This is a genomic window from Rhizobacter sp. (assembly GCF_046595475.1).
Lineage (GTDB): Bacteria > Pseudomonadota > Gammaproteobacteria > Burkholderiales > Burkholderiaceae_C > Rhizobacter.
In genome coordinates this window covers 1-17,476 of record NZ_JBKJOQ010000019.1, presented here as the reverse complement: position 1 = coordinate 17,476, position 17,476 = coordinate 1, and the positions used below count along the sequence as shown (strand labels likewise).

Genomic DNA, 17,476 nt, shown 5'->3' with positions numbered 1-17,476 from the left:
CCATCGATGGCAGCCATTGAAAGCACCCCATGCCCGCACACCCCACACTCATGGAGCGGCCGCCGCAGAGCGACGCTGCCCGAAGCAGCCAGCCGTCGTTTGACGAGCTCTTAAGACGCGCGGCCGAGCTGCGGCCGCTGGTGCGCAAACGCGCCCAGCAGACGGAGCAAGAGCGCCGGGTCAGCACAGAGGTGACCGACGCCCTGAAGCAGGCCGGGCTGTACCGTGCGGTGCAGCCGCGACGATTCGGCGGCTACGAGCTGGACCTCGACGAGTTGCGCCAATTGGCTTTCGAAGTCGGGCAGGGATGCGCGTCCACCGGGTGGTGCTTCGGCCTCGGCGCCGCGAACTCCTGGATCGTCGGCATGTTTCCAGGCGAGGCGCAAGCCGATGTCTGGGACAGTGCACCCGACACGCTGGTGGCCGCTTGCATCGCGCCCACCGGCAAGGCCACGCCGGTGCCGGGCGGGTACCAGTTGCGCGGGCGGTGGGGCTTCGCCAGCAACTGCGACAACTCTGAATGGATGTCGCTGGGCGCGATGGTCGACGCCGGCGACGGCAAGCCGCCGCGCCCGATGTTCCTGCTCGTGCCAGCCGGGCAGTACCAGGTCATCGACAACTGGCACACCGTCGGCCTCGCCGGAACGGGCAGCAAAGACATCGCCATCGAGTCCGACACCTTCGTGCCGGAGCACCGCGTCGTGAGCTTCGCCGACGTGCTGGAACAGCAGGCTCCCGGTTGCCAGGTCAACGACGGCGCGTTGTACCGCATTCCGTTCCTGAGTGGCTTCCCGCCGATGCTGGCGAACCCGGCCGTGGCAGCGTTGCGCGGCGCCATCGACGAGTTCGTCGAGAGCGTCGGAACGCGCGCCACGCGAGGCGCGTTCGTCGCCGGTGGCTCGACCCTCGCGCAGTTCGGCCACGTGCAGTCGGCGGTGGCGGAGGCAGAGGCGGCGGTGGACGCGGCACAGCTGCTCCTGCAACGCGACCTGCGCGCTGCGACGCAACTCGCCGCCGACGGCGGCAAGCTGAGCATGCAGCAGCGCATCGAATTCCGCCGCGGCCACGCCTACGCGGTGCGGCTGTGCGTGAATGCCATCAACGGCCTCTACGACGTCGTCGGCGGCACCGGCATACACCTCGACAGCGGCATACAGCGGGCGTGGCGCGACATCAATGCGGTGGCCCATCACATCAGCGTGAACTGGAATGCCGTGTCGACCATGTACGGGCAGATGCGGCTCGGCCTGCCTCCGCGCGGCCAGTATTGATAGACAACGGAGCAGCCATGGTCCGCTATCGAAAGCTCGGTCGCGTGGAGCTGGGCGTCACCAACCTGCAGCGCGCTCGCAGCTTCTACGAAAACATCGTCGGCCTGCAGCACGTGCCCGGCGCTGCCGTAGGCGAGGTGCTGCTGCGTTGCGACCACGAACACCACAGCATCACGTTGCAGGCATCGTCGACCGCGGGCCTGCGGGTGGCGGGCTTCATGCTCGAAGACCTGCAGCAATTCGATCCGCTGCTGCAGCGTCTGAGCCAGGCCGGCCTGAGCGCGCAGGAGGTGCCCGGTGCTGACTGCGAGCAACGGCACCAGCAGCGCGCCGTGAGGGTCTACGAGCCGCTGGTGGGCGCAGTCATCGAGTTCTACGTGGCGCAGCCGGATGCGGCCCGACCTTTCCAGCCCACCGTGGCACGTATCCAGCGCCTGGGCCATGTGGTGTTCAACACGCCGCACGCGGCGCGTGCGGTGGCGTTCTGGCGCGACGTGCTGAACTTCAAGGTCTCCGACTCGGTCGGTGAAGCCATCACCTTCATGCGCTGCTGGCCGAACCCGTGGCATCACGGAATCGGCATCGCGCAGGCCGAGCTGCACAGCCTGCACCACGTGAACTTCATGGTCACCGAGATCGACGACATCGGCCGCGCGCTCGCGCGGCTGCGCAAGGCCGGCGCCCCGGTCGTCTTCGGTCCGGGGCGGCACCCGGCATCGGACAGCATCTTCCTGTACTTCCTCGACCCGGACGGCTTGACGCTGGAGTACAGCTTCGGCATGGAGGCGTTCACCGAGACCTGCGCGCGCGAAGCCCGCCGGCTGCCGCTGGCGCCGGAATGGCTGGACTACTGGGGGTCAGAGCGCGACCCCCGTTGCTTCACCGGCGCTGGCGCCAATGCCTCGCTGGAGCTGCTCGGAAAGCCGTCGTGACCACTGCCTTGCCGATGCTGCAGCAGGTTGTCGATGCCGAGCTGAATTGGTGGACTTCGTCGAACGAGTCCTTTAACGCGGCGGTGGCCGCCGCATCCACGCCGGCACCGGGCGATCTGCCGATTGATCCGCGCCAGTTGCGCAATGCCCTGGGGCGGTTCGCCACCGGCGTGTGTGTGGTCACGACACGAACCGATGACGGCCAGTGCGCCGGTCTGACGGTGAACTCGTTCAGCTCGGTGTCGCTCGAGCCGCCGCTCGTCGCCTGGTGCCTGGGGCGCAAGGCGCCCAGCTTGGACGTGTTCTCGCGCGCCGAGCATTTCGCCGTGCACGTGATGGCTGCCGATCAGCACGCGCTCGCCATGCATTTCGCGAAGCCGGCGCAAGACAAGTTCGCAGACGTGAGCGACGGCTTCGAGCCCGGTCTCGGCAATGTCCCGGTATTGAAGAGCGCACTCGCCCGCTTCGAATGCCGCAAGGCCTCGGTCGTCGACGGTGGCGACCACCTGATCTTCATCGGCCGTGTCGAGCAGTTCACGTATTCGGATCGGCCGCCGCTGCTGTTCCATGCCGGCCGCTTCATGGACCGCGGCAACAGCTGAGCCCCAACGACTCACGTGTGCAACCGGAGACAACATTGCAACTTCTAAGAAGCCCCTGGTGGATCGTGTTCGGGTCAGTCCTGGGCCTGGCCGTGGGCAACGTCACGATCCTGCAGTTTTCCACCTCCGTCCTGATGAAGCCCATCATGGCGGAGTTCGGCTGGGCCCGCACCGTGCCTTCAGCGGCCGTCGGGCTGGGCACCTTGTTCGCGGCCTTCGCAACACCTTTCATCGGCAAGCTGATCGATCGCCGAGGCATCAAGGTCGTGACGCTGAGTGCGATCACCCTGTTCGCGCTGGCGACTGCCGCGATGTCGATCGCACCGGCAAGCGCATTCGTTTTTCTCGCGATGTTCGCCGTGGTGGGGCTGTTCAGTGCAGGCCAGGCGCCGTTGCCCTACGCCAAGTCGATCGCCGCAAGCTTCGACCATCGGCGGGGCATCGCTCTGGGCATCGCGATGACTGGTGTCGGGCTGGGCGCCGCGTTGATGCCGAAGCTCGCGCAGACCTACCTGGAACACTTCGGTTGGCGAGGCGCCTTCGTGGCACTCGGCGCGACGATCTTCGTGATTGCGTTTCCGGCAGTGGCGCTGTTCCTCAAAGAGCCGGGCAGCCGCGGGCCAACCCTGGCTGCAGGCTCGGCCGCCCTGCCCGGCCTGGAGGCACGCGAGGTGGTGCGCAGCCGAGATTTCTGGGTCATGGGCTTCGTCTTCGTCTGCATTCCCATCGTTGCCAACGGCGTCATCTTCCACCTGGTTGCGCTGCTCACCGATCGCGGCATCCCGGCCCCGCGTGCGGTTGCCGTCTTCGGCGCCATCGGTCCTTCGCTGATCGCCGGCCGCCTGCTCTGCGGCTATCTGCTGGACCGTTTCCACGCGCCCTACGTGGCGGTCGCGATGATCATCACGCCGGCGCTGGGCGTCGTCACCCTGCTGGCGAGCGCCGATGCGGGCGTCACCACCGTGGGTGCCGTGCTGGTCGGGCTGGGGCTGGGCGCCGAAGTCGACCTGATCGGCTACCTGCAAAGCCGCTATTTCGGCCTGCGTGCCTTCGGCCAGGTGTACGGCTACCTGTTCGCCATCTTCACGATCGGCGCCGCGGTCGGCCCCTTCGTCATGGGCGCCATGTTCGATCTGAGCGGGTCCTACCGGCCGATCCTGATGACTTTTCCTGTCGTGCTGGCGATCGCCGCCCTCGCTGTCGTGCGGCTGCCGAGGGCCTATCCGTTCCCGGTCGCGCATGCGAGCGGCGACCCGAACAGAGCGCTGCCCTAGACTCGTGCGCATTCGCTTCACCGTCAGCAAACATGCCCGCACACTCGCCAGGAAAGGCGGGTCGGTACGACCTCGAGAAGTCCATCGGCTATCTTCTCAACCGCGCCGCCCACTTGATTGCAGCCCGATTCAACGACGACCTCAAGCCACACGTCGTCAACCTTCAGGCGTGGCGCATTCTGGCCGCGTTGAGTCAGTCGGAACCCCAGTCGCTCAGCGAACTGGCAGACCATACCGGGGCCGAGTTGTCCTACATGTCGCGGTCGATCGCGGTGCTGGAGAAACGCGGGCTGCTGCAACGCGATCCGTCACCGACCGACAAGCGCACGACCCGGCTGTCCCTGACCGAAGGCGGCAAGACCCTGGTGCGAGAGCTGGCGCCCAAAGCGCTGGCGATAGAGCGCTCGGGACTGGCCCAGGTGTCTGCTGTCGACCTCAAGACCACGCTGCACACGCTGCGTGTCGTGTGCCAGAACCTGGTGGCCGTCTGCGACGCGCCGACCGCAGTCAACCGAAAGCTCACGATCGCCCGCCGGGTGAAGAAGCGCGCGCTGTCGCAAGCGGCTGCGCCCGCGCCACGCCGCAAGCGCGGCTGAACGCTCGCGCTGCGCGGTCGCGGTGCGGCCCTGAACCGACATGAAGTCGCTTGAATTCTTGCAAGCGGAAGTCCGTCTGCTGGCGCGCGCTTGTGATCGTGCTGGCCTGAGCACCGCGTTCGGCCATTGCAGCCGCCGCCTGGACACGCATTCATTCCTGGTGTGTGCCTCGCGCCCGATGGGTTTGATTGCGCCGCACGAGCCCGGCACGGTGGTGCCACTCGAAGGCGCCCTGCCCGAAGGTGTGATGGGCGAGGTGCGCATGCATCGTGAGATCTATCGACTGCGGCCCGACATCGAGGCCATCGTGCGCTTCATCTCTCCCCACGTCACGGCGCTTGCGGCGCTCGGCCGCACGCCGCGCCCTCGCCACGGCTTCGGTTGCTACTTCGCGCCCGAGGTGCCGATGTGGAAAGACCCCGCCCTGATCCGCAACGATGCTGCCGCCGAAGGCGTCGCCAAAACGATGGGCAAGGCCGCGGCGATCGTCGTCTCGGTCAACGGCGCAGTCGTGGGCGGCGCCGACGCCGCACAGGCATTGGCCTTGGCGGTCTTCCTGGAAGACGCAGCGCGCGTCGAGCTTGCCGCAATGGCTGCGGGGTGCGTCGAGCACATCGGCCTGACGGCAGAACAGGCGGCAGCGCGTGCGGTCTGGGCTGGCCAGGTGGCCGAGCGGCTGTGGCAATACTGGACCGACGGCGATCCCGAACAAACCCGCTGAGTACAGCGCTGCCGACCCTGCCCTCGCTGCCGCGTTCCTTGAAGTTGCTGCTCGGTTGAGGCGGTGCGGGAGGCGGTGCTTGAGGCGTGTGTCAGTGCCCCAGGCGCTGCGCAAAAAACGCGAGGATCTCGTCGCGCGCCGCGAGCGTCGGCTGGCCCGCTTCGTCGATCAAGTGGGCCGTGACCACGCTGTGCGGGCTGGCCACCACCTGGTCGAAGAAGGGCGGTGTCTTGGTGTTGGCCGCGCTGTCGGGCAACACGCGTGCGACAAAGCGCGGGCCCAGCGCCTGCTGGAAAGCGGCGAAGCGCTCGGCCTTGCAGTGCCGGTCGCCCTCGAATCGGTAGGCCAGCACGGTCAGGTCTTCCGCTTCCATTCGCTCTCGAACGGCCGCCAGCTCTTGCGGCGCCATGCCCATGCCGGCAGGTTCGTTCATCGGCAGCGAGGGCTGCGACATCACCGGCGCAAGCAGCGACGGCTCCAGCATCATCGACAGCGCGAAGTTGCCGGTGAAACACATGCCGATGGCGCCCACGCCAGGCCCGCCGCACTCGGCATGCGCAAGCCGTGCCAGCGCGCGCAGCCACTGGGTCACGGGGCTGGTCTCGTTGGCCGCGAAGGCTCGAAACTCGGCGCTGACGCAGGCCCGTTTGAAGACGGCCACGCCCTCTTCAGCGCCCGGCACTGCGCCATCGCGGCCGAACAGCGAGGGCATGTAGACCGTGAGGCCCGCATCACGCACCCAGCGGCTGAAGCGCGCCACGTGCGGGCTGATGCCCGGCATCTCGGTCATCACGATCACCGCCGGGCCTGAGCCGGCCACGTACACCGCCTTCGTCACGCCGTCGAGTGTGATCTGCCGGGAGTCGAAGTCTTCCAGCAGGTCGTCTTGGTTCATGTCGGGGCCGGGCTCATGGATGGGGGGCACAAACGCTCCTGCTGGGTTGGAGCTTGAATTGGGCAGGTTGAGGCGCCAGAATGAAAGTGTCTGTTTCGACTGTTTTAAAGCTTAATCAGACAATCACCCACTGGCACTGACAGGCACCCCGCATGCACGATTTCACCGTTTTGGTTCTCGAAGGCGCCTATGCCAGCAGCGTGGCCATCACGCTCGACATGCTGTCTGCTGCGGCGGCCTTGTCCGCCCGGGCTGGCGTCGCCGCGCCTCGGTGGCGGCTGTGCTCGGTCGAAGGCGGGGCTGTGCTTTTGCAAGGCGGCATGACGGTCGCCACCACCAAGCTGCCCGCGAGGCCGCGCGACGACCGCTCCACCTGGGTGTTGCCCGGCTTGGGGCCGGCCTCCGCCGCGGCCCTGCACCAGCGGCTGGTCAGTGCCGACGCGGTGAAGGCGATTGCCGCCATAAGGCTGCATGCGAAGTCCGGCGGGCCAGTGGCGGCCTCGTGCTCGGCGGTGTTCGTGCTGCAGGCGGCCGGCCTGCTCGGTGGGCGCCGCGCCACCACGACCTGGTGGTTTGCGCCGTTGCTCAAGCGCATGGAGCCCACCTGCGCGGTTGATGCCGACCGCATGGTCTGTGCCGACGGGCCGGTGGTCACGGCGGGTGCCGCGTTTGCGCAGACCGACCTGATGCTGCACCTGCTGCGCTCGCAATGCGGCAGCGCGTTGGCCGAGGCCGTGTCGCGCATGCTGCTGATCGACGGGCGTCAGGCGCAGGCGCCGTTCATCGTGCCCGAGGCACTGGCCAACGGCAACGACCTGGTGGCAAGGCTGGCTGCGAAGGTCGAGGCGGCGCTGCCGCGCCCGCCGGCGGTAGCCGACTTGGCACACGAGTTCGGCATGTCCGAGCGCACGCTCTCGCGCCACATCCACAAAGCCACCGGCAAGAGCACGCTGGCCCTGGTGCAAAGCGTGAAGCTGCGGCGGGCGCGGGCGTTGCTCGAAGGCAGCCGCATGACGGTGGAGCAGGTGGCCGAAGCCGTGGGCTACCAAGATTCGACGGCTCTGCGCCGCCTGATGAAGAAGGTGGCAGGTGCCAACCCGAGCCGCTACAGGCCCGCTGTGGCGGCAACGTAGCCACGTCAGCGGTTCTTCGCGAGCCGGGCGCCTTCGAACAAGGCGTTCAACTCGCGCTGCGGGATCTGGCTGCTGGCGTACGACACCGTGCCGTGCTCGCGCAGCTCGCGCGCGCTGCGCCGCACCAGGCCCATCACCGAGCGCGCGATTGAGCCGCCCACGCTGATGCGCTTTGCGCCAGCGTCGATCAGCTGCAAGGCGCTGGCGGCGGCCTCGTTCAAACCCACCACGATGTTGAGCGGGCCCGTGATCTCGCGGGCCAGCGTCTGCACGCGGGCCACGTCGGTCACGCCGGGCACGAACACGCAGTCGGCACCGGCGGCCAGGAAACGGTTGGCGCGTTGGACGGCCACCTTCAACGCATCGTCGCCGGGAAACTGCAACGCATCGGTGCGCGCGTTCAACACAAAGCCGCCGCCTGCCGCGTCGATGGCGGCGCGCGCCGCAGCGATGCGCTCGACCGCCAGGGCTTCGTCGAACAGCCGGTCGTGGGCGGCGTCGGTGTCTTCGATGTTGCCGCCGGCCGCACCCACAGCCATGGCCAGGCGTATGGTCTCGGCCACATCTTCGGGGGCGTCTCCGTAGCCGGCTTCGAGGTCGGCATTCACCGGGATGCTCACCGCCTCGACGATCTTGCCGACCACCGCGAGCATCTCTTCGCGGCTGACTGCCAGGCGGGAATCGCGCACGTTGTAGTCGGGCTTGCCTAGCGAGAACGCAATGCCGGCGCTCGTCGTGCCTATGGCCTGGAAGCCTTCAGAGGCCAACACCACCGCGCTGCCCGGGTCCCAGGCGTTGGGCATCACGAAGCCGCGGCTCATGTGGTGCAGTTCGAGGAAAGCGCGGCCGCGCGCCATGCAAATGTCTGGGCTCATCTGGCCTCCGTTTGTGCCTGAAAGCCGTGATGCTGATGGTGCAGCCTCTACGCGTCAAACGCATAATCTTTCTGCAACCGTTCGATTCACTGCATAGATAGACGAATGAGAAAGCATGATTCGCGACGAAGCCCTGCCGTTCCATTTGGAGCTCGGCTGAGGCCTGTCGCGGGTCAGCACAGGAGATCACCCCATGGATTCCGAAGCACTCGCCACCTTCTTGATGGTTCACCGGCAAGGCGGCGTGTCGGCGGCCGCCGCGGCGCTGTCGCGCACCCAGTCGGCCATCAGCCGGCGCCTGGCCGTGCTTGAAGAAGAGCTGGGCGCGCCGCTGTTCGAGCGCATCGGTCGCGGGCTCACCTTGAGCCAGGCCGGCTTGGCTTTGCTGCCGCACGCAGAGCGGGTGGCCGCGGCGGTGGGAGATGCGGTGGCCGCAGTGGAAGCGGCCAAATCGGGTGCGGTGGGCACGGTGCACATCGCAGCCGTGGGCACGCTGGCCAGCTCGGGTCTCACGGCCCTGCTGCGTCAGCTCAGGGAGGCCTTCCCGGGCATCGACATTCGCCTGCAGACCGCCACCAGCGATGGGGTGAGCGAGAAGGTGCGCACCGGCGAAGTGGCGGTGGGCTTGCGTTACTTCGAAGATCGCTCGCCTGACCTGGTGTGCAAGCTCATCCACCACGAGCGGCTCGTCGTGGCGTGCGCACCGAGCCACCCGCTGGCAGGCCGACGGGTGAAATCGCTCACCCGTTTGTCGGGCGAGCGGTGGCTGGCGTTCCCCCACCCGCCGCAGCGCAGCGAGCCCTTCGCGCAGACGATCTTTTCGCAGTTCCTGAGCCGCGGGGTCGACCGCATCGACTGGACCGCCATCGACAGCCTGACCGCGCAGAAGCGGCTGGTCGAAGCGGGCTTCGGGCTGGCCTTGCTGCAGGAGCGCGGCGTGGCTGAAGAGGTGGCGGCGGGGGCGCTGGCGCTGATCCGCGTTGGTGACCTCGACGTGCGCGTGCCTATCGTGAGCGTGGCCAGGCGCGGGGGGTTTTTGAGCCAGGCGACACGCGCGCTGCTGGCCGCGATGGAAGCGGGTGAGCTCTGAGCCGGGCTTGCCCGCCGGCGGGCGCAGGGCTTTGGTGCCGTGACACCATCTGCCCATGCCAGCGTCGAAGCTTCCTAGGTCTTGTTTCACGGCCCACCGCGTCGGTGCCTGCGCGCTCGCGCTGCTGCTCGTGCTGGTGGTTTTCCAGCTCGGTTGCACCACGCTAGACGAGAAGCAGCGCCTATGGATATTCCAGCCCAGCGACCGCACCTGGTCGGGCGGGCTGGCCGCTGCCGAGGGCATGAACGACGTGTGGATTGCGTTCGAGTCGCACGCGGCCGGCCATCAGGGCCAGGCGGTGAAGCTGCATGGGCTGTGGGTGCCACAGGCCAACGCCAACGCGCCGGTGATGCTCTACCTGCACGGTGCCCGCTTCGACGTGCGCGGCAGCGCGCCGCGCATGCGTCGCTTGCACGACCTGGGCTTCTCGGTGCTGGGCGTCGACTACCGCGGCTTCGGCCGCAGCACGCCCGGCTTGCCATCGGAAACCCTGGCCGCCGAAGACTCACGCGCCGCCTGGGCCTGGCTGGCGGCGCAGCGCCCGCAAGCACGCCGCTTCATCTTCGGCCACTCGCTGGGCGGCGCCATCGCGGTGCAGCTGGCGGCCGAAGTGGCCGACGAGTCGGGGCTGATCGTCGAAAGCAGCTTCACGTCCATCTCCGACGTGGTGGCCACCTTCCGCTGGGGCTGGCTGCCGGTGTCGGGCCTCATCACGCAGCGCTTCGATGCGGCATCGCGCATCGCCGAGGTGGGCTCTCCGGTGCTGGTGGTGCATGGCAGCGAAGACACGCTGATCCGGCCCGCGCTGGGGCTGGGCTTGTTCGACCATGCGCGCGCGCCCAAGCGCTTCATGCTGGTCGAAGGCGGCTCGCACCACAACACCAACGCGGTGGCGCAGGCGCAGTACCGGCAGGCCGTGGCCGAGCTGTTCGGCGTATCGGCCACGCCGTGAGACGCACTGCCTGAGCGCCGCCTGTTCAGGCAATGACCCGCTGTGGGCCCCGGCCTCAACCGCCGGTGCGCACCACCCCCCAGCCGGTTGATTTCAGGCGCTCCATCACGCGCTCGACGTGGTCACCTTGCAGCTCGATCACGCCCTCTTTCACCGTGCCGCCGGTGCCGCACAGCGTGCGCAGTTGCTTGCCCAGCTCGGCCAGTGCGGCGGGGTCAAGGCTGAGGCCGCGCACGAGGGTCACGGCCTTGCCGCCACGGCCTTTGGTTTCGCAGCTGACGCGCACCTTGCCACCCGCCGCGGGCGTCGGGGCTGTCGGCTGTTTGCAGGCACACGTGGCCACCGGCTGCCGGCATGCCGGGCACATGCGGCCGCTGTCGGTGGAATAGACGAGGCCGCCGCTGGTCTTGCGCATGGGGAGCGCGACCCTTCAGCGCGCCGCGAGCCCGCGCCGCGCACGCACGGCAGCCGCCAGCGTTTGCAGTACCGGCACCGTCTGCGCAAAGCTGATGCAGGCATCGGTGACGGACACGCCGCGCTTCAGCGCCACGCCAGGCGTGAGGTCTTGCCGGCCTTCCTCAAGGTGGCTTTCGATCATCAGGCCGGTGATGCGCCGTTCGCCGCTGGCGATTTGCGCCGCCACGTCTTGCGCCACGGCGATCTGTCGCTGGTGCTGCTTGCTGCTGTTGCCATGAGACACGTCGACCATCACCTGCTCGCGCAAGCCGGCGGCGCGCAGCGCGTCGCAGCTCGCGGCCACGTGGGCCGCGCTGTAGTTGGGCTCCTTGCCGCCGCGCAGGATCACATGACAGTCGTCGTTGCCGCGCGTCTCGAAGATGGCGGCCACGCCCATCTTGGTCATGCCCATGAAGGCATGCGGCGCGCGGGCGGCGAGCACGGCGTCGGCCGCCACTTTGATGCTGCCGTCGGTGCCGTTCTTGAAGCCCACTGGGCAACTGAGCCCAGAGGCGAGCTGGCGGTGGCTCTGGCTCTCGGTGGTGCGCGCGCCAATGGCGCCCCAGGCGATCAGGTCGGCGATGTACTGCGGGCTCAGCAGGTCGAGAAACTCGGTGCCGGTGGGCAAGCCCAGCGTGGTCAGCTCCAGCAGCAGGCGGCGCGCGCGCTCCAGCCCTTCGTTGATGGCAAAGCTGCCGTCTAGGTGCGGGTCGTTGATGTAGCCCTTCCAGCCGACGGTCGTGCGCGGCTTCTCGAAGTAGGCGCGCATCACGATCAGCAGCTCGCCTTGCAACTCGTCGGCCACCGGCTTGAGCAGATGGCCGTACTCGATCGCCTGGTCGTGGTCGTGGATGGAGCAAGGGCCTGCGACCACGATCAAGCGGTCGTCCTGCCCGTGCAGCACGCGGGCGATGGCGGCGCGGCTGCTCTCCACCAGCGCGAGCGTGTTGTCGCGCACCGGTACGCGCTCTTGCAGCAGGGCCGGCGTGATGAGCGGGCGCACTGCGCCTATGCGCGTGTCGTCGATGCGGGTGGTGTCGAGTGTGCTGTCGCGCGAGCCCACTTCGCGGTCGTTGAAGGCGTCGTCTGGGATGGGCATGGGGCGATTGGGGCGGAGCCGCAGGAAGTGCGGCGCCCGATTGTCCGCGAGCGCAGGCCCGAGCCGCTCGCGGTGGCCGCCAGTCGCCCCGGAACACCGTGTCCGATTGCGGCGAGCACGGCTGGCGCTCGCTTTGCACACTGGCATCAAAGGCCGGGCCATCGCCTGGCGACAAGGAGTCCGCATGCACCATTCGAGCAGCCCCGCCATTCTCTATTTCGGCACGCCCGTCGTGCTGATCGCAAGCGTCAACGAAGACGGGTCGCACAACCTCGCGCCCATGTCGTCAGCGTTCTGGCTTGGTTGGCGATGCGTCATCGGGCTCGGCAGCGGCTCGCAGACGGCGCACAACCTGCTGCGCACCGGCGAGTGCGTGCTCAACCTCCCGTCGGTGAACGAGGCGGGCGCGGTCAACCGCCTTGCCTTGACGACGGGTCGCCACCCGGTGCCTGCGGTCAAGCAGTCGCGCGGCTACCGACACGTGCGAGACAAGTTCGGCCTCGGGGGCTTCAGCGTCGACGCGTCCGAGACCGTGGCCGCGGCGCGCGTGCGCGAGTGCCCGGTGCAGATGGAGGCGGTGCTGGAAGCCACCCATGGCCTGGCCGAGGGTGATGCGCAGCTGCGCGGCAGGATCAGCACCTTTGAGCTGCGCATCCAGCGGGTGCACCTGGACGAACGCATCCTGGTGCCGGGCCAGCGCGACCGCGTGGACCCCGACCGATGGCGCCCGCTGATCATGAGCTTCCAGAAGTTCTATGGCCTCGGCGAGCAGCAGGTGCACGAGTCATCGCTCGCGAGCATTCCTGAAGCCATGTACCGCAGCCCCGACGTCGATCGGGCGCTGGCCAGCCGGGTCGTTTGAGGCTCTTGGGTTGGCGGGCCGCCTGTTCGAAGCGGCGAACGACTGCGCCGAATTCAGGACTTCATGATCACGAGCTGCGAGGCGTTTGTTGAGCGCTGGCGCGCCCTAAGGTTGGCTGCGCTGCCGTGCACCAGGCAATGAGCGCCAGCAGCGCCACCTGAACGGGCAAGCGCAACCACAGCGCCCAGATGGGCACGGGGAACAGCTCGGGCCGCTGCAGCATGTAGATGTGGGCGGGCGTGACGGCAATCGTCAGCAAGATGAGCCCGACGCCGGCGGCACGGCGCGTAGGCCGCCACAGCAGGCCGATGGCACCGAGCAGCTCGAACACCCCGCTCACCAGCACCGCCTCGCGTGGCCAGGGAATGTAGGGCGGCACGATGCGCATCTCGGTCTCGGTGGCCGCGAAATGCGCGATGCCGCCGATGAAGAACCACAGGAACACGAAGGCGATGCCGGCCAGCTTGAGGCGGGGCAGGTGCGCATCAGGTGCGAGAGGCTGGTCGGTCATGGGGGAGCCTGATCAGGGCGTATGGCGGTGGCCGCGATTGCACACCACCCGGTGCTGAACTGCAAGGCGGCAGCACCATGTCGAAATGCAGCGAGCCAGGGCGGCACGAGCTCAGCGCGTGCCGAGCTTGCCCACCAGGTAGTCGACCAGCACGCGCACGCGCAGCGGCATGTGGCGGTGGGCCGGGTACAGCAGCGAAAACGGCCGCGCCGTGCCGCCGAAATTCTTCAGCACCTCTTTGAGCGTGCCTTGCTTCAAGTCGTCTTCGACCACGGCGCGAAAGGTCTGCGTGAGGCCGCCGCCATGCCGCGCCAGCGTGGCCAGGCCCAGCACATCATCGGTGCAGCGCATGGCGGCGGGCGGTGTGACTTCGAACTCGTGACCGTGCTCGTCGCGCAACAGCCAGGGCACCGGCAGGCCGGTGCTGGGAAGGCAGAACTGAATGCACTCGTGCTGCTGCAGGGCGTCGGGCGTGCGCGGCGTGCCACGTCGGCGCAGGTACTGCGGCGTGGCCACGATCACCAACGGAGCGTCTTGCAGCCGGCGTGCGATCAGGCCCGAGTCGGGCGGCGCGCGCCCGCGCACCGCCAGGTCGTAGCCTTCGGCCGTGAAGTCGATGTTGCGGTTGCTCAGCTGCACTTCAAGCTCGACGCCGGGGTGCTGCTGGCGAAATGCCGGCAGCAGCGGCAGCACCCGATAGTGCCCATAAGAGGTGGGCATGCTGATGCGCACCGTGCCGCTGGCCACGCGCTGCTCGCCCGTGAGTTCGCGCTCGGCCTCAACCAGCTGGCTCAGCGCCTGGCGGCATTGCGCGTAGTAGCTGCGCCCGCTCTCGGTGAGCCGCACCTGCCGCGTGGTGCGCACGAAGAGCTGTACGCCGAGCCGTGCCTCCAGCCGGGCAATCGAGCGGCTCACTGCAGCAGGCGTGAGGCCGGCCGACGCTGCGGCGGCGGTGAAGCCCTGCAGCTCGGCCGTGAGGCAAAACAACTCGACGCTGCCCAGCATCAGCCCGGTGAACTGCCTTGGCATTACGGCCCTTCATGTAATCAGTGAAGTGAATGATGGCACCTTTATCAATCTTCACATCTTCAATAAGGTCACGGCTTCGACGCACCCTCTTTCAACCCACTGCCAGGATTCACATGAAGCTGTACTACTCCCCCGCCGCCTGCTCGCTCGCCCCGCACATCGTGCTGCGCGAAACCGGTACGCCTTTCACCTTGGAGAAGGTTGACACCGCCACCCACCGCACACAGGCCGGTGCCGACTACTACACCGTCAACCCCAGGGGCCAGGTGCCGCTGCTGCAGCTCGACGACGGCAGCCTGCTCAGCGAGGGCCCGATCATCGTGCAGTACATCGCCGACAAGGCCGGTGCCACCACGCTGATGCCGGCCGCCGGCAGCATCGCGCGCTACCGCGTGATGGAGTGGCAGAACTACATCACCTCGGAGCTGCACAAGTCGTACACGCCGCTCTTCAGCAGCGACCTCGATGCCGCAGCAAAGACCACGCTCAGCGCCATGCTGCGCAAGAAATATGAGTGGGTCGACAGCCAGCTGGAAGGCGTGGAGCACCTGACCGGGGCGGCCTTCACGGCAGCCGATGCCTACCTTTTCGTGGTCACGGGCTGGGCCAAGTTCGTCGGGCTGGAGCTGTCTGACCTGCCCAACCTGCAGCGCTTTCTGACGCACGTGGCGGCGCGACCGGCCGTGCGCGAAGCCATGAAGGCCGAAGGCCTGTTGGCCTGATCGGCTTGAGCGACGTGACCATGGACAGCGCCGAGTTCGACGCCGTGGTGGCGGTCTTGCACCACTACTTCGAGGGCCTGTACCGCAGCGACACGCAGCTGCTGCGCCGCGTCTTCCACCCTCAGGCGCTGTACGCCTGCGCCACCGACGGCACGCTGCTTGCGCTCGGCATGGGCGAATACATGCCCATCGTGGACAAGCGGCCGTCGCCCGCCAGCCGGGGCGAGGCGCGTACCGACCGCATCCTGGCGATCGAGTTTGCCGGGCCGGTGACGGCGCTGGCGCGGGTGGAATGCGCCATATTGCCCAAGCGGTTCACCGACCTGTTGACGCTGGTGAAGGTGGATGGGCGCTGGCAGATCATCGCCAAGGTGTTTCACTACGAGCTGCCCTGAGGTGCGGGCAGGTCAATCGCGCTGCCAGTGCCCTTCGACGAAGCGCCAACCCGCGCCGCCTTGCACCCAGTGCGCGGGCACCCAGCGCGCCCGTTCGCGGTGGGCCTCCCAGTGCCCACCCACCCACACGTGGTCGCCATGCTCCCAGCGCCAGTGGCCGGCAACCCAGAAGTAGGCCTGCCCGGGGGGTGGGGGCATCTCTTCACGACGAGGGGGCGGCGGCGGGCGAGGTGCCTCGACCACCACCACGTTCGGCGGTGGCACGGCGGCCACCACCGAAACGTGCCGCGGTGGCGCCACCACGCAAGCGGCCAGAGCCGCAGGCAAGGCGATCAAGAGTGTGCGGCGGGTGAGGGCTTGAGTCGCAAGAGGCATGGCGCGGGCCTTTCCGATGGGGAGTGGAGGACTGCCATCTTGTGACACATGGCCCGAGCACAACGGCCCAGGCGCGCGCGCCGTTGACCCGCTCACGCGGCCGCGCGCCGGCTTTACGTTCGGCTCAATGGCTGATCATCCAGGGCCGCTTGCTCGGGAAGGCCTTGTTGCCGTTGGCGCCAGTCACTGTCGCGCCACGTTTGGCAGTGGAACAGCAGCCGCAGCCTGAAGGGTGCCTGAGCCGCGCGTAGTCTCCCGACTTGCGTGGCTCGTGGCGTGAACGTTCATTGGTTTCCATCGCGCTGCGGGTGCTGCCCGCCATCAACGCCAAGCGCGGGGCGGTGGCGAACACACGCGGCGACGCACCGCCGCAAGCGGGGCACACGGCTGGCTCGTTGCGCTGGGCCAGCGTGCGAAAGGCGTCGAAGCCGCCGCAAGCCTGGCAGTCGTAGTCGTAGGTCGGCATGGTGTCTTCTCCGGCGATGGTCGTCCCGTGGCTTCAGCAGGATTCAGACCAGGTCGTGCGACAAGGGCAGGTCGACCTTGCCGTCGATGTGGATCACCGGCCCGGCGGCATTCGGGTTGATGTCGAAGTCGAAGATGCCAGTGGGCAGCCACAGCGTGGCGCAGGCATTGGGCACGTCGACCACTCCGCTGATGTGGCCCTGCACCGGCGCCGTGCCGAGGATGCTGTAGGCCTGTGCGCCGGAGTAGCCGAACTTCTTCAGGTACTCGATGGCGTTGAGGCAGGCCTGGCGGTAGGCCACGTTCACGTCGAGGTAGTACTGCTTGCCGCTCTCGTCGACCGAGATGCCCTCGAAGATCAGGTAGTCGTTGTACTGCGGTGTGATCGGGCTGGGCTTGAAGATCGGGTTCTTGATGCCGTACTTGGCCATGCCGCCCTTGATCAGCGTGACCTTCATGTGCACCCAACCCGCCATCTCGATCGCGCCGCAGAAGGTGATCTCACCGTCGCCTTGGCTGAAGTGCAGGTCGCCCACCGAGAGGCCCGCGCCGTCGACGTAGACGGGGAAGAAGACTTTCGAGCCGCGCGACAGGTCTTTGATGTCGCAGTTGCCGCCGTGCTCGCGCGGCGGCACGGTGCGCGCGCCTTCGGCGGCCGCCTTGGCTTTCGCGTCACCTGTCAGCTTGCCCATGTGGGCGGTGCCGGAAGACGGTGGGTTGGCGAGGCCCGCGGTCGGGTCGGTGTCGATCAGCTTCTGCTCGCGTTCATTCCAGATGTCGAGCATCTTCTTGTCGGGCAGGCAGCCGATCAAGCCGGGGTGGATGAGGCCTGCGAAGTTCACGCCCGGAATGTGGCGCGAGCTGGTGAACATGCCCTTGAAGTCCCAGATCGATTTCTGCGCTTCCGGGAAGTGCTCGGTGAGGAAGCCACCGCCGTTCTTCTTGCTGAAGAAGCCGTTGAAGCCCCACTGGCTGTCGTCCTTGGCGCCGATGTCGAGCAGATCGACCACCAGCAGGTCACCCGGCTCGGCGCCCTTCACGCCCACCGGGCCGCTCAAGTAATGCACCGTGCTCAGGTCGATGTCGCGGACGTCGTCGGCACTGTCGTTGTTCTTGATGAAGCCACCGGTCCAGTCGAAGGTTTCCAGAATGAACTCGTCACCCGGCTTGACCCAGCAGGCCATCGGAATGTCCGGGTGCCAGCGGTTGTGGATGTTCTCG

The 17,476-nt window shown here is 67.7% G+C and carries 21 protein-coding genes; 12 read left to right on the top strand and 9 right to left on the bottom strand.

Translation table 11 applies throughout. The annotated features are described in order from the left end of the window. Positions 1 to 29: 29 nt before the first annotated feature. From AC30QB_RS03910 to AC30QB_RS03885, 6 genes are read left to right on the top strand one after another with little or no spacing between them, the layout of a single operon-like run. Positions 30 to 1,271 carry an acyl-CoA dehydrogenase family protein gene (locus AC30QB_RS03910; protein WP_489544880.1) on the top strand — a complete coding sequence of 414 codons (1,242 nt, stop codon included), beginning with the start codon at positions 30 to 32 and terminating at the stop codon, positions 1,269 to 1,271. A 17-nt stretch (positions 1,272 to 1,288) separates the two neighbouring features. Continuing rightward, positions 1,289 to 2,203, top strand: coding sequence for a VOC family protein (locus AC30QB_RS03905; protein WP_489544879.1), 915 nt, complete (start codon positions 1,289 to 1,291; stop codon positions 2,201 to 2,203). 14 nt (positions 2,204 to 2,217) lie between these two features. Continuing rightward, positions 2,218 to 2,805: a flavin reductase family protein gene (locus AC30QB_RS03900; protein ID WP_489544878.1), complete on the top strand. Its 588-nt coding sequence runs from the start codon at positions 2,218 to 2,220 to the stop codon at positions 2,803 to 2,805. Positions 2,806 to 2,840: 35 nt separating this feature from the next. After that, entirely contained in the window at positions 2,841 to 4,079 is a 1,239-nt protein-coding gene (locus AC30QB_RS03895; protein WP_489544877.1) for an MFS transporter, read from the top strand. A 32-nt stretch (positions 4,080 to 4,111) separates the two neighbouring features. Next, positions 4,112 to 4,675, top strand: a complete 564-nt coding sequence (locus AC30QB_RS03890; protein WP_489544876.1) for a MarR family winged helix-turn-helix transcriptional regulator — start codon at positions 4,112 to 4,114, stop codon at positions 4,673 to 4,675. A gap of 40 nt (positions 4,676 to 4,715) precedes the next feature. Further along, positions 4,716 to 5,396: a class II aldolase/adducin family protein gene (locus AC30QB_RS03885; RefSeq protein WP_489544875.1), complete on the top strand. Its 681-nt coding sequence runs from the start codon at positions 4,716 to 4,718 to the stop codon at positions 5,394 to 5,396. A gap of 91 nt (positions 5,397 to 5,487) precedes the next feature. On the opposite strand, the gene AC30QB_RS03880 is transcribed toward AC30QB_RS03885, so the two are convergent. Beyond that, positions 5,488 to 6,291 carry a dienelactone hydrolase family protein gene (locus AC30QB_RS03880; protein WP_489544905.1) on the bottom strand — a complete coding sequence of 268 codons (804 nt, stop codon included), beginning with the start codon at positions 6,289 to 6,291 and terminating at the stop codon, positions 5,488 to 5,490. Between the two features lie 152 nt (positions 6,292 to 6,443). Here AC30QB_RS03880 and AC30QB_RS03875 point away from each other — a divergent pair, with 152 nt between their 5' ends. Further along, positions 6,444 to 7,424, top strand: a complete 981-nt coding sequence (locus AC30QB_RS03875) for a GlxA family transcriptional regulator (RefSeq protein WP_489544874.1) — start codon at positions 6,444 to 6,446, stop codon at positions 7,422 to 7,424. Positions 7,425 to 7,429: 5 nt separating this feature from the next. On the opposite strand, the gene AC30QB_RS03870 is transcribed toward AC30QB_RS03875, so the two are convergent. After that, positions 7,430 to 8,299 (bottom strand): isocitrate lyase/PEP mutase family protein, encoded by an 870-nt coding sequence (locus tag AC30QB_RS03870; RefSeq protein WP_489544873.1) that lies wholly within the window; start codon positions 8,297 to 8,299, stop codon positions 7,430 to 7,432. 193 nt (positions 8,300 to 8,492) lie between these two features. Between AC30QB_RS03870 and AC30QB_RS03865 the strand changes: the two genes are divergently transcribed. Together AC30QB_RS03865 and AC30QB_RS03860 are read left to right on the top strand one after the other, a co-directional pair. Then, positions 8,493 to 9,389: a LysR family transcriptional regulator gene (locus tag AC30QB_RS03865; protein WP_489544872.1), complete on the top strand. Its 897-nt coding sequence runs from the start codon at positions 8,493 to 8,495 to the stop codon at positions 9,387 to 9,389. A 55-nt stretch (positions 9,390 to 9,444) separates the two neighbouring features. Then, entirely contained in the window at positions 9,445 to 10,341 is an 897-nt protein-coding gene (locus tag AC30QB_RS03860; RefSeq protein WP_489544871.1) for an alpha/beta hydrolase, read from the top strand. 55 nt (positions 10,342 to 10,396) lie between these two features. Here the strand turns inward: AC30QB_RS03860 and AC30QB_RS03855 are convergent, their stop codons facing one another. Both AC30QB_RS03855 and AC30QB_RS03850 read right to left on the bottom strand, forming a co-directional pair. After that, positions 10,397 to 10,756, bottom strand: a complete 360-nt coding sequence (locus AC30QB_RS03855) for a translation initiation factor Sui1 (RefSeq protein WP_489544870.1) — start codon at positions 10,754 to 10,756, stop codon at positions 10,397 to 10,399. A 15-nt stretch (positions 10,757 to 10,771) separates the two neighbouring features. Further along, positions 10,772 to 11,896: a 3-deoxy-7-phosphoheptulonate synthase gene (locus AC30QB_RS03850; RefSeq protein WP_489544869.1), complete on the bottom strand. Its 1,125-nt coding sequence runs from the start codon at positions 11,894 to 11,896 to the stop codon at positions 10,772 to 10,774. A gap of 184 nt (positions 11,897 to 12,080) precedes the next feature. On the opposite strand from AC30QB_RS03850, the gene AC30QB_RS03845 reads away from it, so the two are divergent. Then, complete coding sequence (locus AC30QB_RS03845; protein ID WP_489544868.1) at positions 12,081 to 12,758, top strand: flavin reductase family protein; 678 nt, start codon at positions 12,081 to 12,083, stop codon at positions 12,756 to 12,758. Positions 12,759 to 12,825: 67 nt separating this feature from the next. Here AC30QB_RS03845 and AC30QB_RS03840 read toward each other — a convergent pair whose 3' ends face one another. Further along, complete coding sequence (locus AC30QB_RS03840; RefSeq protein WP_489544867.1) at positions 12,826 to 13,269, bottom strand: DoxX family protein; 444 nt, start codon at positions 13,267 to 13,269, stop codon at positions 12,826 to 12,828. A 111-nt stretch (positions 13,270 to 13,380) separates the two neighbouring features. After that, entirely contained in the window at positions 13,381 to 14,298 is a 918-nt protein-coding gene (locus AC30QB_RS03835; protein ID WP_489544866.1) for a LysR family transcriptional regulator, read from the bottom strand. 113 nt (positions 14,299 to 14,411) lie between these two features. Between AC30QB_RS03835 and gstA the strand changes: the two genes are divergently transcribed. Both gstA and AC30QB_RS03825 read left to right on the top strand, forming a co-directional pair. Continuing rightward, positions 14,412 to 15,020 carry a glutathione transferase GstA gene (gstA, locus tag AC30QB_RS03830; RefSeq protein ID WP_489544865.1) on the top strand — a complete coding sequence of 203 codons (609 nt, stop codon included), beginning with the start codon at positions 14,412 to 14,414 and terminating at the stop codon, positions 15,018 to 15,020. 14 nt (positions 15,021 to 15,034) lie between these two features. Then, a complete protein-coding gene (locus tag AC30QB_RS03825) occupies positions 15,035 to 15,415 on the top strand; it encodes a nuclear transport factor 2 family protein (RefSeq protein ID WP_489544904.1) in 381 nt (126 codons plus the stop codon). Positions 15,416 to 15,427: 12 nt separating this feature from the next. Here the strand turns inward: AC30QB_RS03825 and AC30QB_RS03820 are convergent, their stop codons facing one another. The 3 genes from AC30QB_RS03820 to fmdA all read right to left on the bottom strand — a co-directional run. Beyond that, positions 15,428 to 15,790 (bottom strand): YXWGXW repeat-containing protein, encoded by a 363-nt coding sequence (locus AC30QB_RS03820; RefSeq protein ID WP_489544864.1) that lies wholly within the window; start codon positions 15,788 to 15,790, stop codon positions 15,428 to 15,430. Positions 15,791 to 15,914: 124 nt separating this feature from the next. Continuing rightward, on the bottom strand, positions 15,915 to 16,256 hold the full coding sequence (locus tag AC30QB_RS03815) for an FmdB family zinc ribbon protein (protein ID WP_489544863.1): 342 nt from the start codon (positions 16,254 to 16,256) through the stop codon (positions 15,915 to 15,917). Between the two features lie 43 nt (positions 16,257 to 16,299). Next, positions 16,300 to 17,476: formamidase (gene fmdA / locus AC30QB_RS03810; protein ID WP_489544862.1), on the bottom strand; the 1,177-nt coding region annotated here is incomplete at its 5' end.